This window comes from Streptomyces sp. NPDC002032, from assembly GCF_042890765.1.
Classification (GTDB): Bacteria; Actinomycetota; Actinomycetes; order Streptomycetales; family Streptomycetaceae; genus Streptomyces.
Genome location: NZ_JBIASM010000002.1, coordinates 169,410 through 194,191 on the forward strand (window position 1 = coordinate 169,410; position 24,782 = coordinate 194,191).

At 72.3% G+C, this 24,782-nt stretch carries 23 protein-coding genes; 7 read left to right on the plus strand and 16 right to left on the minus strand.

Annotated elements, in window-relative coordinates:
- Window positions 1-4: 4 nt before the first annotated feature.
- Window positions 5-544, minus strand: a complete 540-nt coding sequence (locus ACFYYT_RS04940; protein WP_351820279.1) for an alkyl hydroperoxide reductase — start codon at window positions 542-544, stop codon at window positions 5-7.
- Between the two features lie 3 nt (window positions 545-547).
- Entirely contained in the window at window positions 548-1,102 is a 555-nt protein-coding gene (locus ACFYYT_RS04945) for a peroxiredoxin (protein ID WP_351820282.1), read from the minus strand.
- A gap of 135 nt (window positions 1,103-1,237) precedes the next feature.
- On the opposite strand from ACFYYT_RS04945, the gene ACFYYT_RS04950 reads away from it, so the two are divergent.
- Window positions 1,238-2,212 (plus strand): hydrogen peroxide-inducible genes activator, encoded by a 975-nt coding sequence (locus ACFYYT_RS04950; protein ID WP_388606955.1) that lies wholly within the window; start codon window positions 1,238-1,240, stop codon window positions 2,210-2,212.
- A gap of 42 nt (window positions 2,213-2,254) precedes the next feature.
- Here the strand turns inward: ACFYYT_RS04950 and ACFYYT_RS04955 are convergent, their stop codons facing one another.
- From ACFYYT_RS04955 to ACFYYT_RS04975, 5 genes are all read right to left on the minus strand, one after another.
- The gene (locus ACFYYT_RS04955) at window positions 2,255-4,612 is read right to left on the minus strand and encodes an FtsX-like permease family protein (RefSeq protein ID WP_351820288.1); all 2,358 of its coding nucleotides are present in this window, start codon (window positions 4,610-4,612) and stop codon (window positions 2,255-2,257) included.
- Window positions 4,609-5,295 carry an ABC transporter ATP-binding protein gene (locus ACFYYT_RS04960; protein WP_351820291.1) on the minus strand — a complete coding sequence of 229 codons (687 nt, stop codon included), beginning with the start codon at window positions 5,293-5,295 and terminating at the stop codon, window positions 4,609-4,611. Before ACFYYT_RS04960 ends, ACFYYT_RS04955 begins: the two co-directional genes overlap by 4 nt.
- Complete coding sequence (locus ACFYYT_RS04965) at window positions 5,292-5,816, minus strand: PadR family transcriptional regulator (protein ID WP_351820294.1); 525 nt, start codon at window positions 5,814-5,816, stop codon at window positions 5,292-5,294. Before ACFYYT_RS04965 ends, ACFYYT_RS04960 begins: the two co-directional genes overlap by 4 nt.
- Before the next feature lie 209 nt (window positions 5,817-6,025).
- Window positions 6,026-6,286 (minus strand): hypothetical protein, encoded by a 261-nt coding sequence (locus ACFYYT_RS04970; RefSeq protein WP_351820297.1) that lies wholly within the window; start codon window positions 6,284-6,286, stop codon window positions 6,026-6,028.
- Window positions 6,283-7,194: an SPFH domain-containing protein gene (locus ACFYYT_RS04975; protein ID WP_388606958.1), complete on the minus strand. Its 912-nt coding sequence runs from the start codon at window positions 7,192-7,194 to the stop codon at window positions 6,283-6,285. Before ACFYYT_RS04975 ends, ACFYYT_RS04970 begins: the two co-directional genes overlap by 4 nt.
- Window positions 7,195-7,437: 243 nt before the next feature.
- Between ACFYYT_RS04975 and ACFYYT_RS04980 the strand changes: the two genes are divergently transcribed.
- Window positions 7,438-9,711, plus strand: a complete 2,274-nt coding sequence (locus tag ACFYYT_RS04980) for a transglycosylase domain-containing protein (RefSeq protein WP_351820303.1) — start codon at window positions 7,438-7,440, stop codon at window positions 9,709-9,711.
- Between the two features lie 70 nt (window positions 9,712-9,781).
- Here the strand turns inward: ACFYYT_RS04980 and ACFYYT_RS04985 are convergent, their stop codons facing one another.
- The 3 genes from ACFYYT_RS04985 to ACFYYT_RS04995 all read right to left on the minus strand — a co-directional run bounded on the left by ACFYYT_RS04985 (window position 9,782) and on the right by ACFYYT_RS04995 (window position 14,430).
- A complete protein-coding gene (locus tag ACFYYT_RS04985) occupies window positions 9,782-11,962 on the minus strand; it encodes a SpoIIE family protein phosphatase (RefSeq protein ID WP_388606960.1) in 2,181 nt (726 codons plus the stop codon).
- 254 nt (window positions 11,963-12,216) lie between these two features.
- A complete protein-coding gene (locus ACFYYT_RS04990; RefSeq protein ID WP_351828572.1) occupies window positions 12,217-12,924 on the minus strand; it encodes a DUF402 domain-containing protein in 708 nt (235 codons plus the stop codon).
- 102 nt (window positions 12,925-13,026) lie between these two features.
- A complete protein-coding gene (locus tag ACFYYT_RS04995; RefSeq protein ID WP_351828569.1) occupies window positions 13,027-14,430 on the minus strand; it encodes a class II fumarate hydratase in 1,404 nt (467 codons plus the stop codon).
- Window positions 14,431-14,537: 107 nt separating this feature from the next.
- Here ACFYYT_RS04995 and ACFYYT_RS05000 point away from each other — a divergent pair, with 107 nt between their 5' ends.
- Window positions 14,538-16,067, plus strand: coding sequence for a ricin-type beta-trefoil lectin domain protein (locus ACFYYT_RS05000; RefSeq protein WP_351828567.1), 1,530 nt, complete (start codon window positions 14,538-14,540; stop codon window positions 16,065-16,067).
- A gap of 54 nt (window positions 16,068-16,121) precedes the next feature.
- Here the strand turns inward: ACFYYT_RS05000 and ACFYYT_RS05005 are convergent, their stop codons facing one another.
- Complete coding sequence (locus ACFYYT_RS05005; protein WP_351828564.1) at window positions 16,122-16,889, minus strand: glycerophosphodiester phosphodiesterase family protein; 768 nt, start codon at window positions 16,887-16,889, stop codon at window positions 16,122-16,124.
- Window positions 16,890-16,942: 53 nt separating this feature from the next.
- On the opposite strand from ACFYYT_RS05005, the gene ACFYYT_RS05010 reads away from it, so the two are divergent.
- Window positions 16,943-17,308: a hypothetical protein gene (locus ACFYYT_RS05010; protein WP_351828561.1), complete on the plus strand. Its 366-nt coding sequence runs from the start codon at window positions 16,943-16,945 to the stop codon at window positions 17,306-17,308.
- 51 nt (window positions 17,309-17,359) lie between these two features.
- Here the strand turns inward: ACFYYT_RS05010 and ACFYYT_RS05015 are convergent, their stop codons facing one another.
- Window positions 17,360-19,027: a fumarate hydratase gene (locus ACFYYT_RS05015; RefSeq protein WP_351828558.1), complete on the minus strand. Its 1,668-nt coding sequence runs from the start codon at window positions 19,025-19,027 to the stop codon at window positions 17,360-17,362.
- Window positions 19,028-19,187: 160 nt separating this feature from the next.
- Here ACFYYT_RS05015 and ACFYYT_RS05020 point away from each other — a divergent pair, with 160 nt between their 5' ends.
- Both ACFYYT_RS05020 and ACFYYT_RS05025 read left to right on the plus strand, forming a co-directional pair.
- Entirely contained in the window at window positions 19,188-19,871 is a 684-nt protein-coding gene (locus ACFYYT_RS05020) for a DUF1707 domain-containing protein (protein ID WP_351828556.1), read from the plus strand.
- Window positions 19,872-20,089: 218 nt separating this feature from the next.
- Window positions 20,090-20,491: a WhiB family transcriptional regulator gene (locus ACFYYT_RS05025; protein ID WP_385324103.1), complete on the plus strand. Its 402-nt coding sequence runs from the start codon at window positions 20,090-20,092 to the stop codon at window positions 20,489-20,491.
- Window positions 20,492-20,589: 98 nt separating this feature from the next.
- Here ACFYYT_RS05025 and glpX read toward each other — a convergent pair whose 3' ends face one another.
- Window positions 20,590-21,621, minus strand: coding sequence for a class II fructose-bisphosphatase (gene glpX / locus ACFYYT_RS05030; RefSeq protein ID WP_351828550.1), 1,032 nt, complete (start codon window positions 21,619-21,621; stop codon window positions 20,590-20,592).
- Window positions 21,622-21,858: 237 nt separating this feature from the next.
- On the opposite strand from glpX, the gene ACFYYT_RS05035 reads away from it, so the two are divergent.
- Window positions 21,859-22,386 carry a DUF4245 domain-containing protein gene (locus ACFYYT_RS05035; RefSeq protein WP_351828575.1) on the plus strand — a complete coding sequence of 176 codons (528 nt, stop codon included), beginning with the start codon at window positions 21,859-21,861 and terminating at the stop codon, window positions 22,384-22,386.
- A gap of 90 nt (window positions 22,387-22,476) precedes the next feature.
- On the opposite strand, the gene ACFYYT_RS05040 is transcribed toward ACFYYT_RS05035, so the two are convergent.
- The 3 genes from ACFYYT_RS05040 to xseA all read right to left on the minus strand — a co-directional run bounded on the left by ACFYYT_RS05040 (window position 22,477) and on the right by xseA (window position 24,780).
- Window positions 22,477-23,067 (minus strand): malonic semialdehyde reductase, encoded by a 591-nt coding sequence (locus ACFYYT_RS05040; RefSeq protein WP_351828549.1) that lies wholly within the window; start codon window positions 23,065-23,067, stop codon window positions 22,477-22,479.
- A 117-nt stretch (window positions 23,068-23,184) separates the two neighbouring features.
- The gene (locus tag ACFYYT_RS05045; protein WP_351828546.1) at window positions 23,185-23,424 is read right to left on the minus strand and encodes an exodeoxyribonuclease VII small subunit; all 240 of its coding nucleotides are present in this window, start codon (window positions 23,422-23,424) and stop codon (window positions 23,185-23,187) included.
- Between the two features lie 57 nt (window positions 23,425-23,481).
- Window positions 23,482-24,780: an exodeoxyribonuclease VII large subunit gene (gene xseA, locus ACFYYT_RS05050; protein ID WP_351828543.1), complete on the minus strand. Its 1,299-nt coding sequence runs from the start codon at window positions 24,778-24,780 to the stop codon at window positions 23,482-23,484.
- Window positions 24,781-24,782: the final 2 nt, after the last annotated feature.

The following is a 24,782-nucleotide window of genomic DNA, read 5'->3' on the forward strand; positions in this document are numbered from 1 at the left end:
GTGACTACTCGGCGGCCAGGGCCGCTTCGGCGTCGAGGGTGACGGCCACGGCCTGGATCACCGAGGCGATCTTGAAGGCCTCCTGGACCGTCTCGCGGTCGACACCGGCCTTGCGCAGGACCTGCTCGTGCGAGTCCAGGCACTGGCCGCAGCCGTTGACCGCGGAGACCGCGAGCGACCACAGCTCGAAGTCGATCTTCTCCACGCCCGGATTGCCGATGACGTTCATCCGCAGGCCCGCGCGCAGCGTGCCGTACTCCGGGTCGGAGAGCAGGTGGCGGGTGCGGTAGAAGACGTTGTTCATCGCCATGACGGCGGCCGCGGACTTGGCCGCCGTGTATGCCTCCGGCGACAGGTTCGCCTTCGCCTCGGGCTCCAGCTCACGCAGGACGCGCGGGGAGCGGGCGGCGATCGCGCAGGCCAGGACGGTGCCCCACAGCTGCTGCTGCGAGAGCTTGTCCTGGTTGCCGATGACCGAACCGAGGTTCAGCTTCAGGTCCTTGGCGAAGTCCGGGACGGCGGACTTGAGGGAGTCGAGGGACATGCGTCACTCACCGGCCAGCAGGGCGCCGGCGTCCAGGGTGCCCTCGCCCTTGGTCCAGTTGCAGGGGCACAGCTCGTCGGTCTGCAGGGCGTCGAGGACCCGCAGGACCTCCTTGGGGTTACGGCCCACGGAACCGGCGGTCACCATCGTGAACTGGATCTCGTTGTTCTGGTCGACGATGAAGACCGCGCGCTGCGCGAAGCCGTCCTCGCCCTGCACGCCACAGGCCTGCATGAGCTCGTGCTTGGAGTCGGCCAGCATCGGGAAGGGCAGGTCACGCAGGTCGGCGTGGTCCTTGCGCCAGGCGTGGTGGACGAACTCGGAGTCGCCGGAGACACCGAGGATCTGGGCGTCACGGTCGAGGAACTCGTCGTTCAGCTTGCCGAAGGCGGCGATCTCGGTCGGGCAGACGAAGGTGAAGTCCTTCGGCCAGAAGAACACCACGCGCCACTTGCCCTCGTAGGTCTTGTGGTCGATCTGGGCGAACTCGCTGCCGGCTTCGAGCGAGACGCAAGCGGTCAGATCGTAGCTGGGGAACTTGTCACCGACAGTGAGCACGTGCTCTCCTTGCGATCTGGAAAGTGGCCTTTTTGGGGGCTTTCCAAGGGGGTTGGACGGATCTCACATGCTGGCACAGCTGCATTGATTACGGAAATAGCTACTCTGATACCGGGTGATCGGAGGTACCTATCAGTGGCTGTCGGTAGTAGGGGACCGAACCAGGTGAAGCAGGCGAGGCAGGCCAGGCAGCCGACGCTGGCGCAGTTGCGCGCGTTCGCGGCGGTCGCGGAGCACCTGCACTTCCGCGACGCCGCCGCGGCGATCGGCATGAGCCAGCCGGCGCTCTCGGGGGCCGTCTCGGCGCTGGAGGAGGCGCTCGGGGTGCGGCTGCTGGAGCGCACCACCCGCAAGGTGCTGCTCTCCCCGGCGGGCGAGCGGATCGCCCTGCGGGCGCGCGGCGTGCTCGACGCGATGGGCGGCCTGCTGGAGGAGGCCGAGGCGGTACGGGCCCCCTTCACCGGGGTGCTGCGGCTCGGGGTGATCCCCACCGTGGCCCCGTACCTGCTGCCGACCGTCCTCGGGCTCTTCCACCGGCGCTACCCGCGCATGGACCTCCAGGTGCACGAGGAGCAGACGGCCACGCTGCTGGAGGGGCTGTCCGGCGGCCGGCTGGACCTGCTGCTGCTCGCGGTGCCGCTGGGGATGCCCGGGATCACCGAACTGCCGGTCTTCGACGAGGACTTCGTCCTGCTGGCCCCGCGCGAGCACCCGCTGGCCGGGCGCCGGGACATCCCGCGCGACGAACTGCGGGGGCTCCAGCTGCTGTTGCTCGACGAGGGGCACTGCCTGCGCGACCAGGCCCTGGACATCTGCCGGGAGGCGGGCCGCACCGCCGGGGCGGACGTCACCACCACCGCCGCCGGACTCTCCACGCTCGTACAGCTGGTCGCCGGGGGACTCGGGGTGACGCTGCTGCCGCGCACCGCGCTGCGGCTGGAGACCGCCCGCAACGAGCACCTGGCCACCGGGTACTTCGCCGAGCCCGCCCCCTCGCGGCGGATCGCCCTGGCCATGCGGACCGGGACGGCCCGGGCGGAGGAGTTTCGGGCCATCGCCGCCGCCCTGCGCGAAGCCGTACGCCCGCTCCCGGTGTGGCCCACCGACTAGCGGCGGACCGTATGGGGAGCGGGCGCACGGGCCGACGCCGGGTCACTCCGTGCGCAGGCCCTCCGGGCGCATCAGGCGCAGCAGCGGCGGCAGGCTGAGCAGGGTCACCAGGGCGACCACGCCCCCGCCGACGCCGGTCATCGCCAGCACCGAGGCCCAGTCGATCCGGACGGGCTGGTTCGCCATCCGCAGCAGCACCGAGCCCAGCGCCACTCCGATGCCGGTGGCGAGCCCCAGGCCCAGGCCGATGGGCAGGGCCGTCTGCCACAGCACCGACACGCTCAGCGTCGAACGCTTCGTCCCGAAGGCGACCAGGGCCGACAGCAGCCGGCGGCGTTCGCGCAGTTGCTCCAGCTGGGAGACCAGCAGGCTGCTGCCGATCAGGATCATGACCCCGGCGGCGCCGAAGAACAGTCCGGTGCGCACGGCCGAGAAGTTGCCGTCGCGCCCGCTCTGCTTCAGGGTCATCGCGGTCGCGAGCGGATCGGCCTTGAACGCCGCGGTACGGGCCCGGTCCAGGCCGTCCGGGCGGCTCTCGTCGACCTGGACGTAGATCTGCGCGCTCTGCGAGAACCCGAGCCCCTTCGGGGCGGCCGACGGGGTCAGCAGCAGCCCGCTGCGGAGGTTGCCGGTCGGGTCCTCGCGGGGGGTCGCGGTGCGCGCCCCGGCGGGGAAGGTGAAGGCGACCGGGGCTTCGGCGGGGGCCCCGTCGATCCCCGCGAAGCCGTGCACGTTGCCCCCGTAGAGGCGCTCTCCCGGCCGGGCCGTGGCGCCGGGGTCGGGGGTGCCGGCGGCGGTGTTCAGGGCGAAGGCGTCGCCGTCCGCGCAGCCGTCGAGCCGGGCGAGTTCGGCGAGCGCCTCGCAGGTGCCGACGGTGACGGTGATGTCGTCGCCGTCGGTCTTCGGCGCGCGGGCGGCGGAGAAACCGGTGACCGGGACGGTCCGGACGATCCCCGGGGCCGCGGCCACCTGCCGGGCGACGGAGTCGGCGCCGGCCTCGTGGCCGCTGGGCACCAGGATCGAGATCGTGGCACGCCCCGGGTCCTGGCCGGTGTCCTTGGTGTAGCTGCCCTCGGCTCCGGCGAAGGTCATCTGGAGGGCGATGGCCCCGGCGACCGCCACCGCGATCCCGTTGGCCAGCCGCGCGGCGCCGCCGCTGTCGACCTGGAGCCGGCGCACGGCCAGCTGCCAGGAGACCGGGCCGCCCGAGATCGCGCCGACCAGCCGCTCCAGCAGCCAGGGCAGCAGTGCGGTGATGCCGATCAGCAGCAGCACCACGCCGCCGCTGACCTGCCAGGTGTTGAACCTGCCGTGGTCGTTGCCGCGGCCCGTCAGCGGGGCCAGCAGTCCCAGTCCGGCGAGGGGCAGCAGCAGCCGCCACCAGATGCGCCGCTTGCGCGGCTTGGCCGTGCGTACGACACCGAGCGGTTCGATGACCACGCCGCGCAGCGCGAACAGGGTCACGCCCACGGCGGCGGCGGGCACCGCGCAGGCGACCAGCAGGGCCAGCCACGGGGTGGGGTTCAGGTCGGCGGGGAAGACGCTCCGTCCGCCCAGGGTGAGCGAGCCCACGAGGGTCCGTCCCAGCAGGAAGAACACCGCCCCGAGTCCGAGGCCGACCACGGACCCGGCCAGCGCCTCGCCGGCGGCGATCCGGCGGACCATCCGGCTGTCGGCGCCCACCAGGCGCAGGGCGGCGAGCCGCCGGTCGCGGCGCTCGCCGCCGAAGCGGACGGCGGTGGCGATGAACACGGCGACCGGCAGGAGCAGGGCGACGAAGGTCAGGACGATCAGGAGCAGCAGCACCGGATCGAGCTTCTGGCGCGCGATCTCCTGGTTGAAGGCGTTGACCCGCTGGGTGGCGTAGTCCTGGGGGCCCGTCCGGTGGAGGTCCGCCGAGCCGGCGTAGAAGTACAGGTCGCCGGGGCCGGTCAGGCCGGCGTCACCGATGGTCTGGGTGGGCTTCCACCGCTCGAACCGCTCTTGCAGCAGCGGGTGCTGACCGGAGGCGAGGAGCTCGCGCAGGGCGGGGGAGACGGCCATCTCGCCGGGCTTCGGCAGGGAGGCGAGGCCGGGCGGCACGGGCGCGCGGGGCCCCTCGGCGCGCACCAGCCGGCCGTCGATGTCCCGGTCGCGGTACGTCATGTTGGCCCCGGCCATCAGCAGGGTGTCCGGGCCCGGCGCGAGTTCGCCGCCGGTGCTCACCGGGAAGCGGGCCTCCCCCCGCTCGCCGCGGGCGGCCAGGGCGCTGGGGATGGCGGTGCTGATCAGCAGGAGCGCGACGCCGAGGCCGATGCCGAGGCCGGTGAGCGCGGTGCGCGTCCAGCCCTCGCGGCCGCCGCCGAAGGCGAAGCGGACCCCCATGGCCAGATCGCGGATCCACACCGTGGACGAGCTCATACGATCCGCTCCATGTCGCGGGACTTGCCGTCGCGCACGACGATCTCGCGGTCGGAGTAGGCGGCCACGCGGGTCTCGTGGGTGACGAGGACGACGGCGGCGTTCGCGGAGCGGGCGGCCTCGGTGAGCAGCTGCATCACCAGTTCGCCGTTGAGGGAGTCCAGGGCGCCGGTGGGCTCGTCGGCGAAGATCACCCGGGGCCGGGTGACCAGGGCCCGGGCCACGGCGACGCGCTGGCCCTGGCCGCCGCTGACCTCACCGGGGCGCTTGGCGCCGAGGTCCTCGACCTGGAGGCGTTCCATCCACTCCAGCGCGCTGCGCTCGGCCTGCTTGCGCTTGACGCCGGTCAGGCGCAGGGGCAGGGCGACGTTCTCCACGCAGGTCAGTTCGGGGACGAGCTGGCCGAACTGGAAGACGAAGCCGAACTCGCTGCGGCGCAGGGCGCTGCGTTCGGCGTCGTTCATGGCGGAGAGCTCGCGGCCGGCGTAGGTGATGGTGCCGGAGTCGGGCGGGACGATCCCGGCGAGGCAGTGCAGCAGGGTCGACTTGCCGGAGCCGGAGGGGCCCATGACGGCGACGACCTCGCCGGGGTGGATGGAGAACCCGGCGCCGTCGAGCGCCTTGGTGGGTCCGTAGACCTTGTGCAGGCCAGTGGCGGAGAGAAGGGTTCCGGCCGGGGTCATCGGCGTACCTCCCGGGCGAGCTGGTCGAGGCGGGCGGCGGTCAGTTCCAGCCACCGGAGGTCGGCCTCCAGGTGGAACAGGGCGTGGTCGCAGACCAGCTGGTCGGCGAGGTCACCCTTGCGCTTGCGCTGGGTGAGGATGCGCATCAGCCGCAGGTGCTCGGCGCGCTGGGTGTCCAGGAGCTCGTCCGCACCGCGGCCGGTGAGCAGCGCGAGGACGACCTTGGTGTACAGGGTGGTCTGGAGGTAGGGCTCGGGCTTCTCGGGCTGGGCGAGCCAGGTCTCGACGTCGGTGATCCCGGCGTCGGTGATGGCGTACCGCTTGCGTTCGGGGCCGCCGCCGCTCTCTATGCCGTCGACCTCGACGAGGCCGTTCTTCAGGAGGCGGGACATGGTCGAGTAGACCTGTCCGTAGGCGAGGGGGCGGTCGTGGCCGAATTTCTCGTCGAAGGCGCGCTTGAGGTCGTAGCCGTGGCGCGGGCCGGCCTCCAGGAGGCCGAGGAGGGTGTGACCGATGGACATGCCGAGGACTATACATGCGGTGTATACGCACGATGTATACGTGCGGTGTATACGTGCGGTGCATACGCCCGGTGCGTACGTGGGGGAGCGGGTGGCCGCGGGCATGCGCGAGCCCGGGGAGGCGGGCGGCCTCCCCGGGCGGGGTGGGTGTACCGGTCGGGCGTGCGGGGCGGGCGCGCGCGGGTCGGGCCGTCCGGCCGGGTGGGCGCTCAGGCGTCCGGCTGGCCGGTGCGCGGGCGGCCGCGCGGCGGGATGGGAGCGGCGCCGCCCGGGAGGCGGCCCGTCTCCGACAGGGCCCGGCGCAGGAGGAACTCGATCTGCGCGTTGGCGCTGCGCAGTTCCTCGCCGGCCCAGCGGGCGAGGGCGTCGTAGACCTGGGGATCCAGGCGCAGCAGCACCTGCTTGCGCGCCTGCCGCGCCGCCCGGGGCGCCGGCCGGTCCCTGCCCGCGTCCTCGCCGCCGGGGCTCACTGGTAGAGGGTGCCCGTGTTGATGACCGGCTGGGCCGCGCGGTCGCCGCAGAGGACCACCATCAGGTTCGAGACCATGGAGGCCTTGCGCTCGGGGTCCAGGTCCACGATGTCCTCCTCGGCCAGTCGGGTCAGGGCCAGCTCCACCATGCCCACCGCGCCCTCGACGATCTGCTTGCGGGCCGCCACGACCGCGCCGGCCTGCTGACGCTGGAGCATCGCGGAGGCGATCTCCGGAGCGTACGCGAGATGCGTGAAGCGGGACTCGATGATCTGCACGCCCGCCGTCTCGACCCGGCTGGCGAGCTCCAGTGCGAGCTTCTCGGTGATCTCCTCGGCGTTGCCGCGCAGCGAGAGGCCGCCCTCTTCGTGGGCGTCGTAGGGGTATTCGATCGCGATGTGCCGTACGGCCGTTTCGGTCTGCGTCTCCACGAACTCCGTGAAGTCCTCGACCTCGAACACCGCCCGCGCGGTGTCGCGGACCCGCCAGACGACGACGGCCGCCAGCTCGATCGGGTTGCCGTACGCGTCGTTGACCTTCAGGACGGCCGTCTCGTGGTTGCGCACCCGGGTGGAGATCTTCTCGCGGGAGGTCAGCGGGTTCACCCAGCGCAGTCCGTCCGAGCGGATCGTGCCCCGGTAGCGGCCGAAGAGCTGGACCACCCGGGCCTGGCCCGGGGCGACCGTGTTCAGTCCGCTCATCGCGATCACCGAGGCGAGGACGAGCAGGATGCCGAGGGTGATCAGGGACCCCTTGGTGCCCGCCTGGGCGGACGCCGCGCCCAGGGCGATCAGCCCCGCGCCCGCCACGATGCCCACCAGTCCGAGCAGCAGGGCCAGCCCGCCGCCGACGCTGCGCGCCGTGAACTCCCGTACATCGCTCGGCTGCCTGTCCACTGGCGTTGTCATGGATTACCCCCGTTTGGTGTGAGGCGTCCGGCCGTGGCCGGCCGAAGCGCCTAGCAAAGTGATATCACTTTTTGCGTTAACCGCAACCCATCGGGTCTCATGAGCGTCGGTTCCATTGGCGTGGGTGCTGATTCTCACGTCCGAATTGACCGGTATTGATCAGGGTTAGCCAACCTTTGTCACAGCCTGCGGTGTTAGTTTTCTGAGCTGACGTCGGGGGGGTAATCGAGCGGAGCGGGAGCGATGGGCCGAGCAGAGGCGCGACGGGCGCAGCAGCAGCGCGGTGCGCGGAAAGCGCCGGGCGAGCGTGCGGGCAAGTCGACCGGAAAGAAGCGCAGCGGCATACGTCGCTTCCTGAACTGGAAGACGATCCTGGGGACCTTCCTCGGAGGCATCCTGCTCCTGGTCCTCGGAGCGGTGATCCTCTACTTCTCGGTGGATCCGCCGGACCCGAACAAGAACGCCACGCTCCAGAGCAACACCTACAAGTACGCCGACGGCTCGATCATGGCCCGCACGGGCACGATGAACCGCGAGATCCTCCCGATCGAGAAGATCCCCGAGGACGTCCGGACCGCGTTCATCGCCATCGAGAACAAGTCCTTCTACAAGGACAGCGGCGTCGACCTGATCGGTGTGGCCCGCGGCCTCTTCAACACGGCCACCGGCCGCGGCAAGGCCGGCGGCTCGACCATCACCCAGCAGTACGTCAAGAACTACTACCTGACGCAGGACCAGTCGGCGACCCGCAAGCTCCGGGAGCTGGTGATCTCCGTCAAGGTCGACCAGCGCATGAAGAAGAACGAGATCCTCGCCGGTTACCTGAACACCAACTTCTACGGCCGCAACGCCTACGGCATCCAGGCCGCCGCCCAGGCCTACTACGGCGTCGACGCCGAGAAGCTGACCCTGGAGCAGGCCGCCTACCTCGCCGCCGTCATCCAGGCTCCCAGCCAGTACGACTGGGCGACCGCGGGCCCCAACGGCAAGCGGCTGGTCATGATCCGCTTCAACGCCGTCCTCGACAACATGGTCGAGATGGGCAAGCTGGACCAGGCCAAGCGGGCCACCCTGAAGTTCCAGGAGCCCATCAAGCCCAAGCCCCAGCCGGGCATGGACGGCCAGAAGGGCTACCTGGTCCAGGCCGCCAAGGCGGAGCTGGGCCGCCAGGGCATCAAGGACGCCGACATCACCGCCGGCGGCTGGACCATCACGCTCAACATCGACAAGAAGAAGCAGGCCGCCCTGGAGAAGGCGGTCCAGGACGAGCTGGAGTCCAAGCTCGAACGCAAGAACGTCCAGGAGCGCCCGCAGGACCAGAGCGTCCAGGCCGGCGCCACCTCCGTGGACGCCAAGACCGGCGCGATCGTCGCGATGTACGGCGGTGTGGGCCTGACGGAGAAGGCCGAGAGCAACGCCCTGCGCACGGACTACCAGCCGGGCTCGACCTTCAAGCCCGTCGTGCTGGCCACCGCCCTGGAGACGGGCGCGAAGACCCAGGACGGCCGGCCGATCACCCCGAACGCCCTCTACGACGGCACCAGCAAGCGCCCCGTCGTCGGCAGCGCGACCGCCTTCGCCCCGCAGAACCAGGACAACATCAACTACGGCGACCCGATGCTCACGGTCCAGGAGGCCACCAACTCCTCCGTGAACTCCGTGTACGCGCAGATGATCGTGGACGCCAGGCCGGAGAAGGTGAAGCAGACCGCGCTCTCCCTCGGCATGACCGACCGCGACGGCTGGCCGGCCGACCGGCCCGCCATGTCGCTCGGCACCATGAGCGCCAACACCGTCGAGATGGCCGGGGTCTACGCCACCTTCGGCAACCACGGCAAGAAGGTCACCCCGACGATCGTCAAGAAGGCCGAGCACGCGGACGCGGAGTTCAAGGCCGTCAACCCGATCGGCTCCCAGGTCCTGACGAGCAAGACGGCCGACACCGTCACCAAGGTGCTGACCGGCGTGGTCGAGGACGGTTCCGGCAAGGCCGTCCGCAGCTCCGCCTACGACGCCGCGGGCAAGACCGGCACCACCGAGTCCAACGTGGCCGCCTGGTTCACCGGCTACACCCCGGAACTGGTCACCGTCGTCGCGATGTTCGGCGAGGACCCCAACTCGCACAACCAGGTCACCCTGACCGGTACGGCCGGCAAGGGCCGCGCGGGCGGTTCCAGCTTCCCCGCCCAGATCTGGCAGGCGTACACGCTGGCCGCGCTCAAGGGCCAGAGCACCGGCCAGTTCGACCTCTCGGACGCCGAGATGGGCACGCCGCCGGCGCCGACCCGCTCCCCGTCCCCCTCGTCGACCGCGACGCTCACCCCGTCGCCGACCACGTCCGGCACCCGCCCCACGGGCACCCCGGACCCGACCGGCAGCTCCGGCAAGCCGGACCCGACCCCGCCGACGAAGAACCCGACGCCGCCGACGAAGAACCCCACGCCGCCGACGAAGGACCCGACGCCCCCCACCAAGGACCCGACGCCGCCCGACCGGCCGGGCTTCCCGCACCTGTAGCCGTCCGGCCCCGGACACACCACCGCCCCGCAGCGATCACGCCGCGGGGCGGTGGTGCGTGCGGACGCCGTCAGCGCCGGTCGGGGGAGCCCGGCAGCGCCAGCTCGAACCAGACCACCTTGCCGCTGCTCAGCCGGGTGGCGCCCCAGCGGCGCGCCAGCCGGTTCACCAGGAACAGGCCGCGGCCGCCCTCGTCCGTGTCCCGGGCCCGGCGCTGGCGCGGCAGTTGCGGGGAGTCGTCGCCGACCTCGCAGCGCAGCACGTCGGTCCGCAGCAGCCGCAGGGTCACGGGCCGCTCCGCGTACCGGACGGCATTGGTGACCACCTCGCTCACCAGCAGCTCCAGCGAGTCGCTCAGCTCCTCCAGGCCCCACCGCGTCAGCGCGCGCCGGGCGAACCGGCGGGCCCGGCCCGGCGCGGTCTCCTCCGGGTCGAGGAACCAGTACGCGACGTCGCTGGGCGCGATCCCCTCGAAGCGGGCGGCGAGCAGCGCGATGTCGTCGTCCCGGTCGCCGGGGCCCAGCATGTCCAGCACGTCGTCGCAGAGGGCCTCCAGCGGCGGCGAGTGGTCCAGCCCCGTCAGCTGCGCCGTGGTCGCCAGGCGCTCGCGCAGCTGCTCGATGCCGGTCCAGACGTCCCGCAGCCGGGACTCCACCAGCCCGTCCGTGTACAGCAGCAGGGTGGCCCCGGCGGGGGCGTCCAGCTCCACGGCCTCGAAGTCCACGCCGCCGACGCCGATGGGGGCGCCCGGCGGTACGCGGAGCACCTCGGCGCGGCCGCCCAGGTGCAGCAGCACCGGCGGCGGGTGGCCGGCGTTGGCGATGGTGATCCGGTGCGAGACCGGGTCGTAGACGGCGTACAGGCAGGTGGCCATCCGGTCGGAGCCGAGCCGCTGCGCCTGCTCGTCCAGGTGGTGCAGCACCTCGGCCGGCGGCAGGTCCAGCTGCGCCAGGGTCTGCGCGGTGGTGCGCAGCTGCCCCATGATCGCGGCGGAGGTCATGGAGTGCCCCATGACGTCGCCGACGACCAGCGCGACCCGGCTGCCGGGCAGCGGTATGGCGTCGTACCAGTCGCCGCCCACCCGGGCCGTCTCGGCGGCGGGCAGGTAGCGGGAGGCGAGCCGGACCCCGGTGGGCTGGGGGAGGCTGTCGGGCAGCATGGTGCGCTGGAGTTCGTCGGCGATGTAGGCCTCGCGGCCGTAGAGCACCGCCTTGTCGATGCCGAGCGCGGTGTGCGTGGCCAGCTGGGCGGCGACGAGCAGGTCGTTCTGCTCGAAGGCGTCCCGGTCCGGGGTGCGCAGGAACACCGCCGCGCCGATCACGCGCCGACGGCCCCGCAGCGGGGCCAGGATGGCCCGCTGGCCGCGCGGCACCGGGTGGTCGGCCCCCAGCAGCTCCGGGAGCGCGTCCCGGGCACCGGCGGCCGAACCGAAGACGGGGCGTACGCCGCGCAGCACCTCGGCGAGGGCCCCGCCGGGGAGGATCTCGCACAACTCGGCGGCGGGCAGGTCACCCTGGGGGCCGACCAGCGGCAGCTGGCTGAAGTCGAGTTCGCCGGCGGCCCCCGTGGCCGGGGCGCCCTCGCCGGTCTCGCCGAGGGCCAGGTCGTCGATCGGCCGGAGCCGGTCGGTGCGCCGGAGCCTTAAAACGACCGGGCCGACGGGCCGCTCGTCGCCGACGGGCAGCGGGTCGCGCAGGTAGACGAGGATGGCGTCGGAGAAGGTCGGGACGGTCGCCCGGCACAGGCCGAGCACGATCTCGTCGAGGTCGATGCCGCGCGCGATCCGCCGGGTGGCGGCTCCGACGAAGCGCAGCCGGTCGCCTTCGCGGCGGGCCACGCTCATCTCGCCGGTACCGGCTCCACCGCCCGCGCCCGCGCCGCCGCCCGCGACGGCTCCCGCACCCGCGCCGGGGGGCTGCGCCGCGGGCGCGCCGGAGCCGGTGGCGGGCGGGAGCGGTCCGTCGCCGCCCGGGGCGTCGCGCCGGCCGGCGTTGCGCGCGGCCTCGCCGTCGCGCGTGCGCGCCCCGGCCGGGCCGGTGTCCGCCGCGCCGTGTCCCGAGCTCCGGGCGCCCTGCGGCCCGCCGGCGGCGGCCGCGCGGGGGCGCGGGAGGTCGGCGGCCGGAGTCTGCGCATGCGTGCGTACGGCCTCGGCGGCCGCGATGGGGGCCTTGCCGTGGCCGGGCTCGTCCGTACCTCCGCCGGGGGCGACGGCGGGCTGCGGGCCCTCCTGGGAGGTGGGGTACTCCGTCACGCGTGGAATTCCGTCCGTTTGCGCTCGATGTGCGCTGCACTCAACTCGGTCAGTCGCGGTATACCCGCTCAGCGGCGGAGGCACCATCACCCCCGGTTTCCGCGTCCCGCTCGTTACCTCTCTCGTTCGGCGCCGACCTCCGGTCAAGTCCCGGCCGCCACAGGTCATTTGCGGCTACGGAGACCGGGAGGCCCCCCGCGCGCGACCGGCGGAGGACGATCCTACGTTTGAACCCCGGGGGCGCATCAAGGGTCTCATGAGGTCATATGCGCCGGGGTGCGGTCCCAGTCCTCCGGCAGGGCCGGAACTCCCCAGGCCGGATCGGGCCGCCAGTCCTGCCAGCCGTCGCGGAACGGCGACCCCCAGCCCTCGATCAGCGCGACCGCCGAGCGCCCGGCCGCCTCCACCCGCGCGGCCTGCCGCGGGTCCATCAGGCCGATCCGCCGCGCTTGGGCGAACTCGTCCTCGTCCCGCCAGGTCCAGCTGCGGTCCGGGTAGACGGAGATGTCGAGGAAGTGGTCGACGGAATCCACTCCGCCGGACCAGCGCGAGCGCGGCTCCTCCAGGTTCACGTACCAGTTCTTGAAGTGCCAGCCGTGTTCCCAGAACAGCCACACCGACCACGGCTCCCCGGGCCGGGCCAGCTTCAGCACGCCCGCGCCGAACCAGCGCGACCGTACGGTGGTGCGCGGCGCGGTGTAGCGGGTGGCGAGCGGTTCCTCGTGCACGGGGGTGCCGTCGGCGAGCACCGGCTTGACGCATTCGGTGCCCGGGGCCATCCACACCGCGAGCAGGTCCTCGGTGTCGCGGACCACGGTCACCGGGCGGGCGATGTGCACCCGGCCCCCGGGGCCCGGGGCGTGGTCGCGGTAGCGCCAGAGGATCCGGTCCCCGGGCGCCCAGTGCCCGCCCTCGGCGGGGCCGTGCCCCGCACCGCTCCCGGACCTGTGGGTACCTGTCATGCGCAGATCTTAGGGCGGCCGCCCGCGAAACGGCTGCGGTGCAGGTCACGGAGGGGTGCGGGGACGGTAAACGACCGGATTCGGCCCCTGCGGGCGGGCTCCTCAGGGGCGGGTCATCCGCAGGACGTCGAGGGCTTCGTCCAGTTGTTCCAGGGTGAGCGCCCCCCGGTCGACGTAGCCGGACTCCAGCACGACCTCGCGGATCGTCTTGCGTTCCGCGAGGGCCTTCTTGGCGACCTTGGCGGCCTCCTCGTAGCCGATGTAGCGGTTGAGGGGGGTGACGACGGAGGGCGAGGATTCGGCGTACTCCCTGGCCCGCTCGGAGTTGGCGGTGATCCCGTCCACCGTGCGGTCGGCCAGCAGCCGGCTCCCGTTGCCGAGCAGCCGGATCGATTCGAGGAGGTTCCTGGCCATCACCGGGAGCATCACGTTGAGCTCGAAGTTGCCCGCGGCGCCCGCGACGGCGACCGTCGTGTCGTTCCCGAGCACCTGTGCGGCGATCATCAGGACGGCCTCGGGCACGACCGGATTGACCTTTCCGGGCATGATCGAGGATCCCGGTTGCAGATCCGGCAGATTGATTTCGGCCAATCCGGTGCGCGGTCCCGAGGCCATCCAGCGCAGATCGTTGCAGATCTTGGTGAGCGAGACGGCGATCGTACGGAGCATTCCGGAGGTTTCCACCAGCGCGTCCCGGGCGCCCTGGGCCTCGAAGTGGTTGCGGGCCTCGGTCAGCGGCAGCCCGGTGGCCGACGCCACCTCCGCGATGACGGCCGCGGAGAAGCCGGGCGGGGTGTTGATGCCGGTGCCGACCGCGGTGCCGCCCAGGGGCAGTTCGGCCAGCCGGGGCAGGGCCGCGCGCAGCCGCTCGACGCCGTAGCGGATCTGGGTGGCGTACCCGCCGAACTCCTGGCCCAGGGTGACCGGGGTGGCGTCCATCAGGTGCGTGCGGCCGGCCTTGACCACGTCGGCGAACTCGGCCTCCTTGCGCTCCAGGGCGGCGGCGAGGTGCTCCAGGGCCGGGATCAGCTCACCGCTGACGGCGGCGGTGGCGGCGATGTGGATCGACGAGGGGAAGACGTCGTTGGAGCTCTGCGAGGCGTTGACGTGGTCGTTGGGGTGCACGTCGCGGCCGAGCCGCTCGGTGGCCAGGGTGGCGATCACCTCGTTGGCGTTCATGTTGGACGAGGTCCCCGACCCCGTCTGGAACACGTCGACGGGGAAGTGCGCGTCCCAGCGGCCCTCGGCGACCTCGGCCGCCGCCGACCGGATCGCCCCGGCGGTGTCCGCGTCCAGTACCCCGAGCTCCGCGTTCACCGCGGCGGCTGCCGCCTTGATGCGGGCCAGGGCCTCGATGTGGGCGCGCTCCAGGTGCTGGCCGGAGAGCGGGAAGTTCTCCACCGCGCGCTGGGTCTGGGCGCGCCATTTGGCGTGCGCGGGAACCCGTACCTCGCCCATGGAGTCGTGCTCGGTGCGGAACGCTTCGGCCCGCTGGTCATCGGTCATGTTCGTGGCCTCCTCAAAAAGTTGAGCAATTGTCTTGTTCGAAGTGTTCCCAACTCCCCTACTGACCAGTAAATACCGTGGGTAACACTGACATCGGGGAGGCGTTCATGGCACGTGCGCGTACGAGAACCGGACTCAGATCTACCTTCGCGGCGGTCGCGGCGGTCGCGGCCGCCCTCGGGGGAGTCACCGCCATCACCCCCATGGCCCAGGCGGCCCCCGCCGCCGCATCCGCCGCCACACCGCTCCCTCCGGAACTGGAGGCCGTCCGGGCGGCCGAGGCCACCGCGATCTACGGAGACCCGGCGATCCGCCCGCTGAACGAACGCAAGACCGGGCTGATCTCGCTCGGCGACAGCGAGATCTCGGGCGAGGGCGTCGGGAACTACGACCCCGCCACCAACACCTCCGCCAACCAGTGCCACCGCTCGCCGGACTCGGCGATCCACCGCACCGGCATCCCGGCGGACCTCACCTTCAACGTGGCCTGCTCCGGCGGGTACACCGGCAACATCCGGATCGGCGGCAGCAAGCAGTACGCCGACGAACTCGTCCAGAGCGACAGCCTCGCGGTCAAGGCCCGCAACACGAAGATCAAGATGGTGCTGCTGGTCGCCGGGGCCAACGACGACCTCCAGTTCGGCCCCGTCATGACCGACTGCGTGACCCGCTGGGTGCTCAGCCAGGGCACCTGCGAGCCCAAGTACGGGCCCGGCTGGCAGGCCCGCGTGGACGGCCTGAAGCCCAAGGTGGAGGCCACCGTCGGCGACCTCAAGGCGGTCATGCGCGACGCGGGCTACGCCGACTCCGACTACAAGCTCGTCGTGATGGGCTACCCCAGCCCCATCGGCCCCGACTTCAACGACAACCCGTCCTTCCCCGGCAAGCTCCCCGGCGGCTGTGCCGGCTACGACTCCGACGCCGCCTGGGGCCGCAACTACGCCGTGCCCACCTTCGAGAAGGGCATGCGCGCGGCCGCCCGCGCCGCCGGCGCCCTCTACCTGGACAACTCCCGGCTCTTCCAGGGCCACGAGGTGTGCATGGAGGACGCCTGGGCCCGCGGGCTCTACCTCGACCTCGGGGACCACTTCCCGTGGGACGAGAACACCGCCCGGCAGTCCTTTCACCCCAACTACCGCGGCCACGGCGCCTTCGCGTCCTGCCTGACCCAGCTCTACGACTCCGGCCTGCGCGAGGCCTCCTGCGCCGACCCCGCCAGCACCGGCACCCCCGTCCTCCAGGCCGGCGCCTGGGACGACCTCTACAAGCCGCTGAAGAACGAGGCGACCGGCAACTGCCTCGACGACTTCGCCGGCTCCAGCGCCAACAACACCAAGGTCGTCGGCTGGGACTGCCACGGCGGCCGCAACCAGGGCTGGTGGTTCGACCCCGCGCGCGGAGCCGTCCACACCGAACTGACCCAGGACCGCTGCCTGGACGTCCCCGGCGCGAACTACGCGGCCGGCACCGGGCTGGTCCTGTGGAACTGCCACGGCGGCGCCAACCAGAAGTTCGTCCGCGACGGCGCCACCCTGCGCCCCGCCTCCGCCACCGGCCAGTGCCTGACCCTCTCCGCCGCCCACGAACAGCTGCGCCTGCAGCCCTGCAACGGTTCGGCCGCCCAGCGCTTCGCGTAACCCCGCCGTCCCCGCGACCCCCACACCCGGCCGGCCGCCCGGCCGGCCGGGTGCTCACATCGTCCGCAGCACCTCGCGCACCTCGCGCGGCCGGTTGGTGATGAGCGTGTCCACGCCGAGGCGAACGCACAGCTCCACGTCCTCCGGCTCGTCCACGGTCCACACCCGCACCGCCAGCCCCTTGGCCTTCAACCGCCCCACCAGCCCCGGGTCCCGGCGCACGAGCTCGATGCCCGGACCCGCGTGCGCCGCGAACGGAGGACGGACGGGCCGCAGCCGGCGCTCCATCAGGTACACCGCCGGCAGTCCGGGCGCGAGCCGGTGCAGCCGGGTCAGCGCCGTCCGCGAGAAGCTCATCACCTCGACCAGCCCCGACGCCCCGTCGGCCAGCCCGTTCTCCCGCAGCGTCCGCACCAGCTCCGCCTCCAGCCGCCCGCCGGCCCGGGTGGGGTGCTTGGTCTCGACGGCCAGCCCCACGGGCCGGTCCGCGGCCAGCGCCTCCTTCAGCAGGTCCTCGAAGAGCAGCACCCGCGCCCCGCGGTGCGCCTCGCCCTTCCACCGGCCGAAGTCGAGGGCGGACAGCTCCTCGTACGTCATCTCGGAGACCACCCCGCGCCCGTCGGAGGTCCGCTCCACCGTCCGGTCGTGCACGCACACCAGCCGCCCGTCGGCGCTCAGCCGCACATCGCACTCCAGCGCGTCCGCGCCGTCGGCGATGGCCTGCCGGTAGGCCTCGACGGTGTGCTCGGGAAAGGCGTACGAGGCCCCGCGATGAGCGACGACCCGCACGTCGCGGGGGGCGGGGAAGGACAATTCAGTCATGCCGCAGACGTTATCCCGGTGCGTCGGCCCGGCCGCTGCCGCATGCTGCACCGATGGCCGAACAGTTCGTGACACTTCACTGCACACCCTGCGCGTCCTGCGTGTACGAGGCATGGCAGCACGTCGTCGAAGGCCGGCCGCGCTGGGAGGAGTCCGAGCACTGCCCGGCGTACCAGGTGCAGGCCTGCGGCGGCGGCTGGGGCCCGCCGCCGCCCTGGGTCCGCGAGCACGTCGTGGCCCGGGAGGGGACGACACGCCTCGCGGTGGGCGGCCCGGACGGCATCCCGCTCAAGGCCGTCCGCGAGCTCTACGGCCTCTCCCTGCCGGAACTGCGCCACGCGCGCACCCACGGCCTGGACGCCACCCCTGTGGAGGCCCGGCTGCTGCGCGCGATGAGGGGCGAAGGGCCCCGGGGGTGAGTACCCCCGGGGCCCTTCGTGGCCGGTGCCGCCGGACGGGCGGGCCGCCGGTTACGCCAGGCCCGGGCCGCGGACCGGGATGTGGGTGAAGGTGGGCTCCGGGGCCGGGTTCTGGAAGAAGTCGTTGCCCTTGTCGTCCACGACGATGAACGCCGGGAAGTCCTCGACCTCGATCTTCCAGACCGCCTCCATGCCGAGCTCCTCGTACTCCAGGACCTCGACCTTCTTGATGCAGTCCTGCGCCAGCCGCGCCGCCGGGCCGCCGATGGAGCCGAGGTAGAAGCCGCCGTGCGCACCGCACGCGTCCGTCACCTGCTGCGAGCGGTTGCCCTTGGCCAGCATGACCTTGGAGCCGCCCGCCGCCTGGAACTGCTCGACGTAGGAGTCCATGCGGCCGGCCGTGGTCGGGCCGAAGGAGCCGGAGGCGTAGCCCTCGGGGGTCTTCGCGGGGCCGGCGTAGTACACCGGGTGGTCCTTGAGGTACTGCGGCATGCCCTCGCCCGCGTCCAGCCGCTCCTTGATCTTGGCGTGCGCGATGTCGCGGGCCACGACCAGGGGTCCGGTCAGGCTCAGGCGGGTCTTGACCGGGTGCTCGGTCAGGGTCGCCAGGATCTCGTCCATCGGCCGGTTCAGGTCGATGGAGACGACGTCCGCGGACTCGGCGAGGTGCTCGTCCGTGGTCTCCGGCAGGAACCGCGCCGGGTCCCGCTCCAGCTGCTCCAGGAACACGCCTTCGGCGGTGATCTTCGCGGTGGCCTGGCGGTCGGCCGAGCAGGACACGGCGATGGCCACCGGCAGGGACGCGCCGTGCCGCGGCAGGCGCACCACGCGCACGTCGTGGCAGAAGTACTTGCCGCCGAACTGCGCGCCGATGCCGATCTTCTGGGTCAGCTCGAAGACCTGCTGTTCGAGGGCCTCGTCGCGGAAACCGTGGCCCAGCGCCGACCCCTCGCGCGGCAGCTCGTCCAGGTAGTGCGCGGAGGCGTACTTGGCGGTCTTGAGCGCGTGCTCCGCCGAGGTGCCGCCGACCACGATCGCCAGGTGGTACGGCGGGCAGGCCGCCGTACCGAGCGAACGGATCTTCTCCTCCAGGAACTTCATCATGGAGGCCTCGTTGAGGACCGCCTTCGTCTCCTGGTAGAGGAAGGACTTGTTGGCCGAGCCGCCGCCCTTGGCCATGAAGAGGAACTTGTACGCGCCGCCGTCCGTCGCGTACAGCTCGATCTGCGCGGGCAGGTTCGAGCCGGTGTTCTTCTCCTCCCACATGGTGAGCGGGGCCATCTGCGAGTAGCGCAGGTTCAGCCGGGTGTAGGCGTCGTAGATGCCGCGGGAGAGGGCCGCCTCGTCGCCGCCCTCGGTCAGCACGTTCTGGCCGCGCTTGCCCATGACGATCGCCGTGCCCGTGTCCTGGCACATCGGCAGGACGCCGGCCGCCGCGATGTTCGCGTTCTTCAGCAGGTCCAGCGCCACGAACTTGTCGTTCGCGCTCGCCTCCGGGTCGTCGATGATCCGGCGCAGCTGCGCGAGGTGCGCGGGGCGCAGGAAGTGCTGGATGTCGTGGATGGCCTCTTCGGCGAGCTTGCGCAGCGCCTCGGGCTCGACCTTGAGGAACGTACGGCCGTCGGCCTCGAAGGTCGAGACGCCCTCCGAGGTCACCAGCCGGTAGGGGGTGGTGTCCTCGCCCAGGGGGAGCAGATCGGTGTACGCAAACTCTGGCATGACGGCAGTCATTCCTCACTCGGCAGAAGGCGCTGGCGACCATTTGGCAGCGCGGTTAACCAGCGTAGGACCTCGCCCGGGCGGTTCGTCTGTGAGGTAGGGCTCACCGGCCCTCGCGGGGGAGTGTCGCGATCTATCGTGTCTCGCTATGCTGAGCCGCGTGGACCTGGAAAAGCACCCCGCCGCCGCCCCTGCCCCCGAGGCCCCCGCCCCCGCCGGGCTGCGCGCCTCCGACGCCGACCGGGACCGGATCGCCGACATCCTCGGGCAGGCCCTCGCGGAGGGCCGGCTGACCGCGGAGGAGCACCACGAGCGCCTGGACTCCCTCTACGCCGTCAAGACCGTGGGCGAGCTGGAGGTCCTCGTGCGCGACCTCCCGGCCGGCGCCGCCGCGGCCGCCGACACCTCGCGGCCGGCCTTCCCGGCCCCGGTCCCGGCGGCCGCGGGCGAGGGCCCCGTCGAGACGGTCGTCGCCGTGTTCAGCAGCTCCGCCCGCAAGGGCCGCTGGCGTCCGGGGGCCCGCACCCGCGCGGTCTCCGTCTTCGGCGACATCACCGTCGACCTCACCGAGGCCGTCTTCGAGCAGCAGGTCACCGAGATCAACGTGACCGCGGTGCTCGGCAACGTCGAGGTCCTGGTGCCGGAGAACGTCACCCTGCGCGGCTACGGCAGCGGTGTCCTCGGCAACTTCGAGGTGCGCGGGGAGGGCGCCTCGGCCGACCCGCAGGCGCCGGTGGTCATCGTCCGCGGGTTCGCGCTGCTGGGCAACATCGAGGCCCACCCCAAGCGCGGTTCCCGGCTGGTCGACCTGGCCGGCAAGTTCCGCAAGCGGCTCGACGGCTGAGCCGGGCGGTCGCTGAGCCGGGCGGCCGCCCGCGCGCACGGCGCCCGCGCGGGGCGCGCACGCGGCGCCCCGCGCACCCGTGCGCGAGCGTCCCGTGCCTGCGGCGTATTTCGGACGAACCTCCCCCCGGCGTCGCCACGCGGGGCTTAGGGGCACGTACAGCGGGTAGGGACTGGTGCATCGTCTCTCGCTCGCGTATACGTCGTCAGGAGTAGACCGTGCCGCATCCGCCGCATCAGTCCCTGCAGGCAGCCGCCGTTCAGAGTCTTCAGACGCGCCCGGTGGCCGCCGTGCCGAAGCCGCGGGTGCCGGCCAGGGAAGAGGACGGCCCATGGCACGCGGAGGCGGTGTGCCGCAGGGACGAGGCGGGCCTCTTCTTCGCGCCGTCCAAGGAGCCCACCGCGGCCCGGCTCGCCCGCGAGGAGGCCGCCAAGCGGGTCTGCGCGCGCTGCCCCGTGATGGTCGCCTGCCGCGAGCACGCGCTGCTGCAGCCCGAGCCCTACGGGGTCTGGGGCGGCCTGACCGCCGCCGAGCGCCGGGTCGTCCTCGGCCGCAGGCGCCGCCGCGCCGCCGAACTGCTCCCGGGCGCGGGCACGCCCCCGGTCGCCGCCGCGGGCTGAGACGTGGAACGGACGAAGGGGCGGTCCCCCGCACCGGGGCCGCCCCTTCGCCGTGCCGTCTGTGGCCGGACCGTTCTCGCCGCGTACCCTTCCGGGCGCTACTTCGCCCGGTCGAAGTCGATCGCGCTGTAGGCGCGCAGCTTCGAGAGGCGGTGGGTGGAGTCGATCTGCCGGATCGTGCCGGACTTCGAGCGCATGACCAGCGAGGACGTGGTCGCGGTCTCCGCGCGGTAGTGGACGCCGCGCAGCAGCTCGCCGTCGGTGATGCCGGTCGCGACGAAGAAGACGTTCTCGCCGGAGACCAGGTCGTGCGTGCTCAGGACCCGGTCCAGGTCGTGGCCGGCGTCGAGGGCGCGCTGGCGCTCGGCGTCGTCCTTCGGCCACAGCTTGCCCTGGATGGTGCCGCCGAGGCACTTGATGGCGCAGGCCGAGATGATGCCCTCGGGGGTGCCGCCGATGCCGAGGAGCAGGTCCACGCCGGTGCCCTCGCGCACCGCCATGACCGAGCCCGCGACGTCGCCGTCGGAGATGAACTTGATGCGGGCGCCGGTCTCCCGGATCTCCTTGACGATGCCCTCGTGACGGGGGCGGTCCAGGATGACGACCGTGACGTCCTCGACGGCCATGCCCTTGGCCTTGGCGACCCGGCGGATGTTGACCGAAACGGGGGCGTTGATGTCCACGAAGTCGGCGGCCTCGGGACCGGTGACGAGCTTGTCCATGTAGAAGACCGCGGACGGGTCGAACATGGTGCCGCGGTCGGCGGCGGCCAGGACGGCGATGGCGTTGGGCATGCCCTTGGCGTTGAGCGTGGTGCCGTCGATCGGGTCCACGGCGATGTCGACCTCGGCACCGGTGCCGTCGCCGACCTGCTCGCCGTTGAAGAGCATGGGGGCTTCGTCCTTCTCCCCCTCGCCGATGACGACGACGCCGTTCATCGAGACGGTGGAGATCAGCGTCCGCATCGCGTTGACCGCGGCGCCGTCCGCGCCGATCTTGTCGCCGCGGCCGACCCACCGGCCCGCGGCGAGGGCCGCGGCCTCGGTGACCCGGACGAGTTCCAGGGCGAGGTTGCGGTCAGGAGCTTCGGGAGAGACTTCGAGCTGGGGCGGCAGGTTGTGCTCGGTCATCGGAGCGCACCTTTCTGTACGACGACGGCCGGGATGTGAGGGTGCTGGAACTCTATCGGTACGTCGACATATTGAGCAGAGCGGGTCACGTATGAGCGCATTATCGGTCAAGCGTGTCGGCTGAGCGGACACCCGGCGCCTACCCGCGCATCCCTCGCCGCACTCACGGCGCGCCCGCGAGGGCGACCCCGGCGGAGATCGCCCCCGGCGATGCGGGACGATGGGGGCGTGGCAGGTATGAAAGGCAAGCAGACGGTCTGGGACATGGTCCGGTCGCTGGCGGTGATCGGCGTCGTCGTGGCGGGGATCTACATCTTCCTCCCCCATGACGACACGGCCGACCCGACGCGGGTGGTGGACTACCGGGTGGAGACCATCACGGCGCGGCGCGCGGCGCCGTACCCGGTGGCGGCCCCGGTGGGGCTGCCCGGGGAGTGGCGGGCGACCTCCGTGACCTACGAGCGCAAGGCGTCCAACGCCTGGCACCTGGGCTTCCAGGACCCGGAGAAGCAGTACGTGGCCGTGGAGCAGTCCAGCGACACCTCGGTGAAGTACCTGGAGCACGTCACGCAGAAAGCCAAGGCCAGCGGGCAGACCCAGCAGGTCGGGGACCGGGCGTGGGAGCGCTGGGAGGGCGACAAGTACGACGCCCTCGTACGCCAGGAGCAGGGCTACGTCACCGTGGTGACCGGTACCGCCTCCTTCGACCAGCTCGGCAGGATGGCGGCCGCGCTGGAGTTCAAGCAGGGCCCGCAGACTCCGTAGCCGACGTGGACCCGAGGGGTCCGTACGACGCGGAAGGCCGCCCGTCCCGGGGAAACCGGGGCGGGCGGCCTTCTTGGCGTCGGGGAGGACTCAGACGGTCGTGACGACCTGGTCGAAGTCCAGGCGCGGGGAGCGCGGGAACCAGGCGTTCTCGCCCGGCTGGCCGATGTTGACGACCATCAGCGGGGTGTGGTCGGCGTCCAGGAACTCCTTCTGGACACCGGCGAAGTCCAGGCCGGTCATCGGGCCGGCGGCCAGGCCGGCGGCGCGGACGCCGATGATGAAGTAGGCGGCCTGGAGGGCGCCGTTGACCAGGGCGGACTGCTCGCGGACCGGGCGCTCGGCGAAGAAGGCGTCCTTGGCCTGCGGGAAGTGCGGGAGCAGCTGCGGGAGCTCCTCGTGGAACTCGTTGTCCGCGGAGAGGATCGCGACCAGCGGCGCGGCGGCGGTCTTGGCCTGGTTGCCCTCGGCCATGTGCTTCACGAGGCGCTCGCGGGCCTCGGGGGAGCGGACCAGGGTGATCCGCAGCGGGGTCTGGTTGAAGGCGGTGGGGCCGAACTTCACGAGGTCGTAGATCGCCTGGACCTGCTCCTCGGTGACCGGCTCGTCGGAGAACGAGTTGGCGGTACGGGCCTCGCGGAACAGCAGGTCCTGAGCGGCGGCGTCGAGAACGAGAGACATCGGAAAGCCTTCTTCGGTACGGAGGTGAAGTGCGATGTCCCGACTCTAGGACAAAAGTAGATGAAATTTCAACTACTTTGGCGCGGGGTGATGTGGATCACCTCTCGCGGCCCCGCCCTAGCGGCCCTCCCCGCCCTTGCCGCCCGCGGCCTCCTGCTCGCGGGCCGCCAGCGCCGAGTCCAGCCGGGCGCGGGCGCCCTCCAGCCAGTGCCGGCAGACCTTGGCCAGCTCCTCGCCGCGCTCCCAGAGGGCCAGGGACTCCTCCAGGGAGGTGCCGCCGGCCTCCAGCTTGCGGACGACCTCGACGAGCTCGTCGCGGGCCTGCTCGTACCCCAGCGCCGTATCGGTTCCAGTCATTCCCGTTCCCATCGTAGGTGTGCAGTACAACGAATTTGTTGCCGGAGTGTGTCGGCGTCAGCGCGCCTCGGGGGCGGGGGCGGGGGCAGCGGCGGATGCCGTCCCGGGGGCGGGCTCGGACACGGTGCCCGCGTCCGGCGCGGAGTCCGTCCGCGTGACCTCCACGGTGAACTCGCCCGCCGCCACCCGGGCCCGCAGCACCTGTCCCGCCGCGACCTCCTCCGGGGCCCGCACCACGTGCCCGTCCGCCCGCTGGAGCACCGCGTACCCGCGCTCCAGGGTGGCCGCCGGGGACAGCGCCACCACCCGGGCCCGGGTGTGCTCCAGCTCGGAGTCGGCCCGGTCCAGCAGGTGTCCCAGCGTGCGCCGGCTACGGCCCAGCAGCGCTTCCAGCTCGGCCTCCCGGGTCTCCACCATCCGCTGCGGATGGACGAAGACCGGCCGGGCCAGGGCGTGCGCGAGACCCCGTTCCTCCCGGTCGAGCAGCCCGCGCAGGGCCCGCAGCCCGCGGCCCCGGAGCTGGTCCACCCGCTCCAGCTCCTCCCCGACGTCCGGGACCACCTTCTTCGCCGCGTCCGTGGGCGTGGAGGCCCGCAGGTCCGCGACCAGGTCCAGCAGCGGGGAGTCCGGCTCGTGCCCGATCGCCGAGACCACGGGGGTACGGGCGTCCGCGACCGCCCGCACGAGCTCCTCGTCGGAGAAGGGCAGCAGGTCCTCCACGCTGCCCCCGCCCCGCGCCACGATGATCACGTCCACATCCGGCCGGGCGTCCAGCTCCTGGACCGCCCGCACCACCTGTGGCACCGCGTGCACCCCCTGCACGGCGACGTTGCGGACCTCGAAGCGCACCGCCGGCCAGCGCCGCCGGGCGTTCTCCAGCACGTCCCGCTCGGCCGCCGAGGCCCGCCCCACCACCAGCCCGATCAGCTGCGGCAGGAACGGCAGCGGCTTCTTGCGGTCCAGCGCGAACAGGCCCTCGGAGGCCAGCGACCGCTTCAGCCGCTCCAGCCGGGCCAGCAGCTCCCCGATGCCCACCGGGCGGATCTCGGTCACCCGCAGGGACAGCTGCCCGCGCGGCGCGTACCACTCGGGCTTGGCCAGGACGACGACCCGCGCGCCCTCCGTCACCGCGTCCGCGACCTCCTCGTAGACCTGCCGGAAGCAGGTCACGCTGACGGAGATGTCGTGCGACGGGTCCCGCAGCGTCAGGAACACCACTCCCGCCCCCGGCCGCCGGGACAGCTGCGTGATCTGCCCCTCCACCCACACCTGACCCAGCCGGTCGATCCAGCCCCCGATGAGCCGGGACACCTGACCGACCGGCAGCGGCGCATCAGCCGACGTATTCAGACCCATGC

Excerpts from the sequence above, each read along its gene's own strand:
- ACFYYT_RS04960 (WP_351820291.1), bottom strand. The coding sequence starts at position 5,295 with ATGACCCCGGCCGGAACCCTTCTCTCCGCCACTGGCCTGCACAAGGTC.
- ACFYYT_RS05040 (WP_351828549.1), bottom strand. The coding sequence starts at position 23,067 with ATGTCTCTCGTTCTCGACGCCGCCGCTCAGGACCTGCTGTTCCGCGAG.
- ACFYYT_RS04995 (WP_351828569.1), bottom strand. The coding sequence starts at position 14,430 with ATGACCGATGACCAGCGGGCCGAAGCGTTCCGCACCGAGCACGACTCC.
- ACFYYT_RS04980 (WP_351820303.1), top strand. The coding sequence starts at position 7,438 with ATGGGCCGAGCAGAGGCGCGACGGGCGCAGCAGCAGCGCGGTGCGCGG.
- ACFYYT_RS05035 (WP_351828575.1), top strand. The coding sequence starts at position 21,859 with ATGAAAGGCAAGCAGACGGTCTGGGACATGGTCCGGTCGCTGGCGGTG.
- ACFYYT_RS05045 (WP_351828546.1), bottom strand. The coding sequence starts at position 23,424 with ATGACTGGAACCGATACGGCGCTGGGGTACGAGCAGGCCCGCGACGAG.
- ACFYYT_RS04990 (WP_351828572.1), bottom strand. The coding sequence starts at position 12,924 with ATGACAGGTACCCACAGGTCCGGGAGCGGTGCGGGGCACGGCCCCGCC.
- ACFYYT_RS05015 (WP_351828558.1), bottom strand. The coding sequence starts at position 19,027 with ATGCCAGAGTTTGCGTACACCGATCTGCTCCCCCTGGGCGAGGACACC.
- ACFYYT_RS04965 (WP_351820294.1), bottom strand. The coding sequence starts at position 5,816 with ATGTCCATCGGTCACACCCTCCTCGGCCTCCTGGAGGCCGGCCCGCGC.
- ACFYYT_RS04940 (WP_351820279.1), bottom strand. The coding sequence starts at position 544 with ATGTCCCTCGACTCCCTCAAGTCCGCCGTCCCGGACTTCGCCAAGGAC.
- ACFYYT_RS05010 (WP_351828561.1), top strand. The coding sequence starts at position 16,943 with ATGGCCGAACAGTTCGTGACACTTCACTGCACACCCTGCGCGTCCTGC.
- xseA (WP_351828543.1), bottom strand. The coding sequence starts at position 24,780 with ATGGGTCTGAATACGTCGGCTGATGCGCCGCTGCCGGTCGGTCAGGTG.
- ACFYYT_RS05005 (WP_351828564.1), bottom strand. The coding sequence starts at position 16,889 with ATGACTGAATTGTCCTTCCCCGCCCCCCGCGACGTGCGGGTCGTCGCT.
- ACFYYT_RS04955 (WP_351820288.1), bottom strand. The coding sequence starts at position 4,612 with ATGAGCTCGTCCACGGTGTGGATCCGCGATCTGGCCATGGGGGTCCGC.
- ACFYYT_RS05000 (WP_351828567.1), top strand. The coding sequence starts at position 14,538 with ATGGCACGTGCGCGTACGAGAACCGGACTCAGATCTACCTTCGCGGCG.
- glpX (WP_351828550.1), bottom strand. The coding sequence starts at position 21,621 with ATGACCGAGCACAACCTGCCGCCCCAGCTCGAAGTCTCTCCCGAAGCT.
- ACFYYT_RS04975 (WP_388606958.1), bottom strand. The coding sequence starts at position 7,194 with ATGACAACGCCAGTGGACAGGCAGCCGAGCGATGTACGGGAGTTCACG.